At 70.2% G+C, this 8,520-nt stretch carries 8 protein-coding genes; all 8 read left to right on the top strand.

What is annotated here, in order from left to right:
• Positions 1–2,108: site-specific recombinase (locus tag G4D87_RS28440; RefSeq protein ID WP_240358678.1), on the top strand; the 2,108-nt coding region annotated here is incomplete at its 5' end.
• A gap of 112 nt (positions 2,109–2,220) precedes the next feature.
• Entirely contained in the window at positions 2,221–4,905 is a 2,685-nt protein-coding gene (locus G4D87_RS28435) for an efflux RND transporter permease subunit (protein WP_163785850.1), read from the top strand.
• 70 nt (positions 4,906–4,975) lie between these two features.
• Positions 4,976–5,572: an MXAN_6521/LA_1396 family lipoprotein gene (locus tag G4D87_RS28430; protein WP_163785849.1), complete on the top strand. Its 597-nt coding sequence runs from the start codon at positions 4,976–4,978 to the stop codon at positions 5,570–5,572.
• 11 nt (positions 5,573–5,583) lie between these two features.
• Positions 5,584–6,072: an MgtC/SapB family protein gene (locus tag G4D87_RS28425; protein ID WP_163785848.1), complete on the top strand. Its 489-nt coding sequence runs from the start codon at positions 5,584–5,586 to the stop codon at positions 6,070–6,072.
• A 126-nt stretch (positions 6,073–6,198) separates the two neighbouring features.
• Entirely contained in the window at positions 6,199–6,327 is a 129-nt protein-coding gene (gene rpmG, locus G4D87_RS28420; RefSeq protein WP_163785847.1) for a 50S ribosomal protein L33, read from the top strand.
• Complete coding sequence (zigA, locus tag G4D87_RS28415; RefSeq protein WP_163785846.1) at positions 6,324–7,553, top strand: zinc metallochaperone GTPase ZigA; 1,230 nt, start codon at positions 6,324–6,326, stop codon at positions 7,551–7,553. The genes rpmG and zigA overlap by 4 nt, the downstream gene beginning before the upstream one ends.
• Positions 7,553–8,149 carry a DUF1826 domain-containing protein gene (locus G4D87_RS28410; protein WP_163785845.1) on the top strand — a complete coding sequence of 199 codons (597 nt, stop codon included), beginning with the start codon at positions 7,553–7,555 and terminating at the stop codon, positions 8,147–8,149. Before zigA ends, G4D87_RS28410 begins: the two co-directional genes overlap by 1 nt.
• Before the next feature lie 11 nt (positions 8,150–8,160).
• The gene (gene rpmB, locus G4D87_RS28405) at positions 8,161–8,397 is read left to right on the top strand and encodes a 50S ribosomal protein L28 (RefSeq protein WP_002633194.1); all 237 of its coding nucleotides are present in this window, start codon (positions 8,161–8,163) and stop codon (positions 8,395–8,397) included.
• Positions 8,398–8,520 lie beyond the last annotated feature (123 nt).

The following is an 8,520-nucleotide window of genomic DNA, read 5'->3' as shown; positions in this document are numbered from 1 at the left end:
CCCCCAGGGCGCAGCCCTCCGCCCGTGAAGTGGATGCGTTCTGCATGCAGTATGCGCCCCGGGCGCCGGGCCACTCCGCCGTACGGGATTTGTACCGGCTGCTGTGCGACGTGCCCGAGGGCGGCCTGGAGGACCGGCTCCAGTGGGTGGAGCGCTGGATGCAGTGGCTGCGCGAGCGCATCCCCGCCCACGCGCTGGTGGACGCCTCCGAACCGGAGGTCTCCGCCGCCGACAGCCGGCTGGCCCTGATGGTGCGCGTGCTCGAAGGCGAGCCCGCCATGCGCGCCACCCTCACCCGGCTGGTGTCCGCCGTGTTCGAGGGCAGCCGGGGCCTCAAGCTCTTCGCCCAGGTGGGCCTGCCCGCCGGACAGGGCTTCTTCGCGGAGGCGTCGGACCGGCTCGCCCGTTCACTGCTGCCCGCCCCGCCGGAGCCCGGCAAGCTGTCGGAGCTGCTCTTGCGCCTGTGCCCGGACCCGGACGACGCGGACTGGCTGGCGCGGCTGGCCCCCGCGCGGCTCGCGCAGCTCGCGGCGCTGGTCGGCGAGCCCGCGTCGCCAGAGCCCATGCCCGCCGCCCGCGTGCGCGCGGACCTGATGGACGCGCTGCTGCTGCTGGCGGTGCAGGTGGCGGCCCTGGGCATGGCCGAGGACGTGCGTGACCGCAGCCCGGAGACGTCCTTCCGCGCCTCGCCCTTCCTGCGGATGCGGCTGGTCTGCGACGCGGTGCTGGCGCGCGACGCGGCGGCGGACACGCTGCGGGACTTGTCCCAATGCGTGGCGGACTGCCGCCAGGTGGTGGGCAGCGTGTCACGCCACCTGGAGGACGCGGGCGTCAGCGTGGACCTGGTGTACCGGCTGGAGCGCATCCGCCGGGTCCTGGAGCGCATGGAGGCCATTGCCCGCGTGCTGGGGGCCGCTCGGGGCGAGCCGCGCTGGCGCGAGGCCATGACGCTGGTGTCGGACCTGCTGCGGCGCGCGCACGCGGACCGCTCCGTGGCGGAGCTGGTGAAGCGCAACGTGCGGATGCTGGCGCGCAAGGTCATTGAACGCGCGGGGCACTCCGGCGAGCACTACATCACCAGCACCCGCGAGGGCTTCCACGCCATGGTGCACTCCGCGGCGGGCGGCGGGCTGGTGACGGCGATGGCGGTGGCCCAGAAGACGTTCCTGTCGGGCCTGATACTGGCGCCCTTCTTCACCTTCCTGGCCGTGGGCCTCAACTACGCCCTGGCCTTCCTCCTCATCCAGGCGCTGGGCTTCACCCTGGCCACCAAGCAGCCGTCCGTGACGGCGGCCACGCTCGCGGGCGCGGTGGGCGAAGGCGCCCGGGGTGAGCGGCTGGCGAGCCTGGTGGAGCTCATCCCGCGCATCACCCGCTCCCAGTTGGCGGCCTTCGTGGGCAACCTGGGCGTGGTGGCCCCCGCGGCCGTCGTGTTCGCGCTGGGGTACCAGCTCAGCACCGGCCAGGCCTTCATGAGCCCGGCCAAGGCCCAGGCCACGGTGGCCTCCCTGCACCCATGGAAGAGCGGCACGTTGATATTCGCCGCCATGACGGGCGTCATGCTGTGGATGAGCAGCGTGGCGGGCGGGTGGCTGGAGAACTTCGTGGTGTACCGGCGGCTGCCCGAGGCGCTGGCCCACCACCGCGTGCTGCGGCGGCTCCTGGGAGAGGCGCGCGCCCGGCGGCTGGCGGAGGGCTTCCAGCACGCGGCCTCCGGCCTGGGGGCCAACGTGACGCTGGGCTTCCTGCTGGCCCTGGGGCCGGTGGTGGGCGGCTTCTTCGGGCTGGGGCTGGACGTGCGCCACGTCACCTTCGTGCTCGGCTCGCTCTCCCTGGCGGGCACGGCGCTGGGGCCTGGCGCGGTGCTCCAGCCGGAGTTCCTGGCCGCGCTGGCGGGCATGGCCCTCACCGGCCTCATCAACTTCGGGGTGTCCTTCTCGCTCGCGCTGGGGGTGGCCGTCCGCGCCCGTGACGTCCCGACCCGCGAGGCCCTGCCCTTCCTGCGCGCCGTGCTCGCGCACCTCGTGAAGGACCCGCGCTCGTTCCTTTTGCCCCCCAAGGAACCGGAAAACGACGTGCTGCGGGTCTCCGCGCCGCCCGCCCCCTGAACACGGGCCTGGGGCGCCCCCGGCATGACGCGGGCGTCCGTGGCAGGGCAGCGGCCTGGCGGCCGGGCTTTGCCTTTCAGGCCCGGGCGTTTGCCGGTAGGGTCGCCGCCGCATGAGCGGCGATAGAAATCCGAACTCCCACTCCCGTTTCGCCCAAGCCTTCGCCGGACTGCTGGTCCGCAGGCCCGGGGCCGTCCTCCTGGTGATGCTGGCCCTGCTGGCCGTGTCGCTGTGGGGGACGTCGAAGCTGCACATCAACTCCAACCAGCTCGACCTCATCTCCCAGGATTTGGACGAGGTGAAGGACGTCAAGCAGGTCATCGACATGGTGGGCGGCAGCGGCTTCCTCATGGTCGCCCTGCGCTCGTCGGATGAGGCCGCGCTCAAGCGCACCGCCGACGACCTCGCGAAGCTCATGCAGGAGGACACGGAGTACGTCCGCAACGTCTCCTACAAGCTGCCCGTCGAGTTCATCCAGCAGAACATGGTCCTCTTCGTGAAGACGGAGGACCTGGTGGAGGGCAAGCGCCGCATCATGGCGTTCCTGCGCGACAAGCTGAAGCGCAGCAACCCGTTCTTCATCGACCTGGGCGGCTCCGAGCCCGTCAAGCTCGACATGCAGGACCTGGTCGACAAGTACTCTTCCATTGGCAAGAAGAGCATCCGCGACGACTACAACATCTCCGACGACAAGAAGATGCTCCTGCTGCTCGTCAAGCCGATGTGGGACAACACCGAAATCGGCAAGACGAAGGACTACCTGGAGCGGCTCAAGGGCCAGCTCGACGCGTACTCCGCGCAGCCGGGCAAGGTGAAGCTGGAGGAGGACTACCAGCGGATGGGCGACGGGCAGCGCATCGCCTACGGCTTCACCGGCTCGTACAAGACGACGGTGGATGACTCCTACGCGATTGAAGAGTCGCTGGAGCCGGTGACGCTCATCGCCCTGGGCGCCATCTTCGTCATCACCATCCTCTTCTTCCGCAAGCTGGCGCCCACGTTCCTCGTCGTGACGGGGACGGTGGTGGGCACGCTGTACACGCTGGGCTTCACCTACGCGACGGTGGGTGAGCTGAACATGATTACGTCCATCCTGGGCGGCATCCTGCTCGGCTTCGGCATCGACTACGGCATCCACTTCGTCTTCCGCACGCGGCTGGAGCTGGGCGCGGGCAAGCCGTACGACGTGGCCATCCGGGACGCGGTGATGAACGCGGGCCGTCCGGCCGCGGTGGCCGCGGTGGTGACGGCGGGCTCCTTCTTCGTGCTGATGGTCAGCGAGTTCCGCGGCTTCAGCCAGTTCGGCTTCCTGGCCGGCGCGGGCACGCTCATCCTGGGCCTGACGCTGTTCTGCTGGAGCGCGGCGATTCTGGCGCTGGCCGGCCGCATCAACCCGGCGCTGCCCCAGAAGCTCATCGGCGTGATGAAGCCGCCGCCCACCAACTCCGCCACCACCGGCAAGGAGCTGCGCATCCCCAAGCCGAAGTGGGTGCTGGGCATCAGCACCACCATCGTCGCGCTCATCTGCGCCGCCGCGGTGCCCTGGGCCGGTTCGGAGGAGCCGCCCAAGGGCGTGGAGCTGGGCTTCTTCGAGCGCCTCAAGTACGGCGTGAGCTTCAACTACAACACCCGCGCGCTCATCCCCGACGGCATGTCGTCCGTGCTGCTCCAGGACGAAATCAACGAGCGCTTCAACATCTCCAGCGACCCGATGGCCATCTACACCAAGGACCTGGACGAGGCCGAGGGTGTGTACCGGGAGCTGACGCAGAACCCGGAGAAGTACCCCTCCATCGACCAGGTGGTGAGCATCTTCACCTTCGTGCCCCCGGCGGAGACGGCCGCGGCCAACGCCAAGGTGCTGGAGGAGTGGAAGGCGGAGATGCAGCAGTTGGAGGATGAAGGCTTCTCCGTCGCCGCGCTGCCGCCGGAGATGCAGGCCAACGCGGACTTCTTCAAGAAGGTGCTGGACGCCAAGCCCTTCGACGTCCACGGCGTCCCGTCCAACTACACCGCCCAGTTCCGCAACCTGCCCTCCGCCAAGCCGGAGAACCACGGCTACCTCACGTTCATCTACGCGAGCGTGGACCTGCTGGACGGCCAGAAGATGTTGAAGTTCTCCGACGAGACGAAGGTCATCAAGGCCGCGTACACGCCGGGCAGGTATGACCAGGACGCGTGGGACCCCAAGGCCCCCACGGTGGAGAAGGAGTTCCGCGCCGCGGGCGCCACGCAGCTCTACGCGCGGCTGGCGCGCATCGTCCTCTGGGACGGCAAGGTCACGGTGGTGCTCACCGCGCTCTGGATTCTGGCCATGCACTTCCTGGACTTCCGCAACGCGAAGCTGGCGCTGGCGTCCGTGATTCCGCTGGGCGTGGGCGTGGCGATGATGCTGGGCATCATGGCGCTGACGGGGCTGCGCCTGAACTTCATGAACATCATCATCCTGCCCATCCTCCTGGGCTTCGGGGTGAGTCACGGCCTGTACCTGCTCCACCGCTTCCTGGAGGGCACCTCCCCCCTGGTGGCCCTGCGCAGCGTGGGCGCGGCGGTCGCGTCCTCCACGCTCACGGCGGTGGTGGCCTTCGCGGCGCTGCTGGCCGCGGCCCACAACGGCCTGCGCTCCATGGGTCTGGTAGCGTGCATTGGCCTCATCACCACGCTGGTGGTGTCCTTCACGGTGCTGGCCGCGGTGATGCAGCTCATGTACGACCGGCGTCAGCGCGAGTCGGGCGCGTCCTCGGGTGGGGGCGGCGCGGCTGGCGGTGGCAAGGACTCCGAGCCGAAGGCGGCCTGAGCCGCCCTGGCCCGGGCGTGCACCTGAAGGAGGCCCCCTTCCCGCGGGAGGGGGCCGGGAGAGGGACATCATGATGAAGCGACTGTTGCCCGTGCTCGGGCTGGGCCTGCTGTCCGGATGCTCCGCGGTGAAGAATCAGCGGCTGCGCGGTGACTACGACACGGTGGACAAGCACCAGGTGAAGCGCCTGGTGGTGGTGACGCAGCCGCTGCCCGACGGCAAGGTCTCGGTGGGTGAGCTGTGGAGCCTCATCGCCCGCCAGTGGGTGAATCAGAATCGCGACTTCCTGGTGAAGGAGAGCGCGGCGCTGCCCGACGTGCCCACGGACGCCACGTTCAAGAGCCTGTGCGTGGAGGGGCTGGAGGGCGTGCTCTGGCTGTCCCCCCAGATTCAGCTCCGGGGCAGCGGCGCGGAGGCCGCGGTGCACGCGAAGCTGGTGCGCTGCCGCGACGGCGAAGAGGTCTGGTTCGCCGAGGCCGCCGGGAGCTGGGACTCCCAGGACGAGGACTACGCGCAGCGCGTGGGCCAGTACGTTCAGGAGCTGGGTGAAGAAGTGGCGCCCTACGTGGTGCCGTCCAGCAAGCTGCTGACGGCCGCGCTGGACACCTTGCCCAATCCCGAACTGAGCGAAGCGGACAAGGACGAGAAAATCGAGCTGGGTGAGTAGGCTCCCCGCTCGTGGATGAGCAGACCGTCGCGATGAGACTGGCCCTGGCCGCCCTGCTCGGGGGCGTGCTGGGTCTGGAGCGTGAGGTGCGCGGCCAGGCGGCCGGACTGCGCACCCACATCCTCGTCTGCCTGGGCGCGTGCTGCTTCACGCTGGCCAGCGTCTTCATTGAAGTGGCGCTGGGCCCCGACACCCCCGAGGGTACCCGGGGCGACATCGGCCGCATCGCCAGCCAGGTGGTGGTGGGCATCGGCTTCCTGGGCGCGGGCGTCATCATGCGCCACAACGGCCAGGTGAAGGGCCTGACGACAGCGGCCAACCTCTGGCTCACCGCCTCCGTGGGCCTGGCCGCCGGCCTGGGCTTCTACTTCGCCGCCGTCACCACCATGGCCATTGCCCTGCTGTGCCTTGCGGGCCTGCGCCCCCTGGAGCGCGCCATCACCCGCTACCGCAAGCGGCGGAGCGCGACGCGCAACGCGGACGAAGACGCCGAGGCCTAGCGACGCCCCCTTCCCGGACGTCCGGCCCGCGCTGTTGCTTGCGCCGTTAACGCAACTTGGTTACAACAGCACTCCGGAAACCACTACTACCGTCCCGGCCTGACTCCGCGGCGGCCGGAGCCCACCATGCCCAAGGGAAACCGCACCATCATCCAGCTCGTGTCGTCGGCGGGCACTGGCTACGTCGAGCTCCAGCTGAGGAAGTACGACCCGCGCGTGCGCAAGCATGTGCTGTTCGTGGAGGGCAAGCCGTGACGGCCCCCGCGGCCCGGCTGCCCGTCACGGTGCTCTCCGGCTTCCTGGGGGCGGGGAAGACGACGCTGCTCAACCACGTCCTCCAGAACCGGGAGGGTCTGCGGGTGGCGGTCATCGTCAACGACATGAGCGAGGTGAACATCGACGGCCGGCTGGTGAAGACGGGCGGCGCGCTGAGCCGAGTGGACGAGAAGCTGGTGGAGCTGTCCAACGGCTGCATCTGCTGCACGCTGCGCGAGGACCTGCTGCTGGAGGTCTCCCGGCTCGCGCGGGAGGGCCGCTTCGACTACCTGCTCATCGAGTCCACCGGCATCTCCGAACCGCTGCCCGTCGCGGAGACGTTCACCTTCACGGACGAGCAGGGCCAGGGGCTGTCGGACGTGGCGCGGCTGGACACGCTCGTCACGGTGGTGGACGCCCTCAACTTCCTCCGGGACTGGAACGCCGCGGATGACCTGGCCGCCCGCGGACTGGCCGCGGCGGACGAGGACGAGCGCACCGTGGTGGACCTGCTGGTGGAGCAGGTGGAGTTCGCGGACGTGCTCGTCCTCAACAAGACGGACCTCGTCCCGGCGGAGGAGCTGGCCCGGCTGAAGGACATCCTGCGCAAGCTCAACCCGGAAGCGCACCTCGTCACCTCCGAGCGGGGCCGCGTTCCGCCCTCCGCCGTGCTCAACACCGGCCGCTTCGACTTCGAGCGCGCGCGGCGCGCCCCGGGCTGGCTCAAGGAGCTGCGGGGGGAGCACACGCCGGAGACGGAGACCTACGGCATCCGCAGCTTCGTCTTCCGAAGCCGCGTGCCCTTCCACCCCGCGCGGCTGTGGGACTTCATCCACGAGAGCTGGAAGGGCGTGCTGCGCTCCAAGGGCTTCTTCTGGCTCGCCACGCGGATGGACATCGCCGGCGTCTGGGCCCAGGCGGGCGGCGCCTGCAGCTTCGAGCCCGGCGGCGTGTGGTGGGACGCGATGCCCCGCGCCGAGTGGCCGGAGGAGGCCCAGGCGCGCGCCGACATCGAGCGCGAGTGCGTGGGCCCCCATGGCGACCGGCGGCAGGAAATCGTCTTCATCACCCAGGACGCGGACCACGAGGAGATGGCCCGGCTGCTCGAGGCCTGTCTGCTCACGCCGGCGGAGCTGGCGCGCGGGCCCCAGCACTGGGCGCGGATGGAGGATCCGTTCCCCGAATGGCAGGTGCAGCGGACGGACGAGGACGAGGAGCACGCCTGATGCAGCCCGCCCTCCGCCCCCGCGCGTCTCCCGCGCAGGCCTTCGTGTGGACGCCCGAGGAGCTCGCGGACATCTACCGCGAGGACCTCAACCTCTGCGTGTGGCGCCGGGGCCTGGACACGCCCCTGGCGCACTGGCTCAGCGACGTGGCGGTCACGCGCGAGCTGGACGTCATCGCCCGCGTGCGGGGCGACGCGCCGGACTTGCGGCGCCGGCTGGACGGACTCCCGCAGGGCCCCCAGTTCGAGGCCTGGCTCGCGGACGTGCACTTCCTGCTGCGCCTCTACGTGGACCTGTTCGGCGCGGCGGAGCTGGGCGTGCGCCTCCACATCCTGGCCAGCGCCATGTGTCCAGCCTTCCACGTGGACCGCGTGGGCGTCCGGCTGCTCTGCACCTACGCGGGGCCCGCCACCGAGTGGCTGGAGAATGCGCACGTCGCGCGCGGAGAGCCCGTCCACGCGCTGGAGCGCTTCGACGTGGCGCTCCTCAAGGGCGAGTCCTGGCCCGGCAACCAGGGCAACGGCGCCGCGCACCGCTCCCCCGCCATCGCTGGCAGCGGCCAGCGGCGGCTCTTTCTTTCCATTGAAGCCCTCTAGAGGAACCCTCCATGTCGAAGGTCTGCCAGGTCACCGGAAAGCGGCCGCTCGTCGGCAACACCGTCTCCCACGCCAACAACCGGCACAAGCGGCGCTCGCTGCCGAATCTCCAGTGGCACCGCTTCTGGGTGCCCAGCATGAACCGCTTCGTGAAGCTGCGGGTGAGCGCGCACGGCATCCGCATCATCAACCAGCGCGGCATCGACCGCGTGGTGCGGGAGCTGCTCGCGGAGGGAGTGAAGCTCTGATGCGCCGCCGCGATGGACGCCCCACCTGTCCGCCCCGCCTCCGGGCCGCCGCGCGGCACCGGCCTCCGGGCCGTGAGTTCGCGCCCCCGCTGCTCGTCGACGTCGCGGCGGACGACGCGGACG

It is taken from the genome of Myxococcus vastator, assembly GCF_010894475.1.
Classification (GTDB): domain Bacteria; phylum Myxococcota; class Myxococcia; order Myxococcales; family Myxococcaceae; genus Myxococcus; species Myxococcus vastator.
The sequence above is the reverse complement of the archived record's forward strand: the minus strand, read 5'-3'. Positions and strand labels throughout refer to the sequence as shown.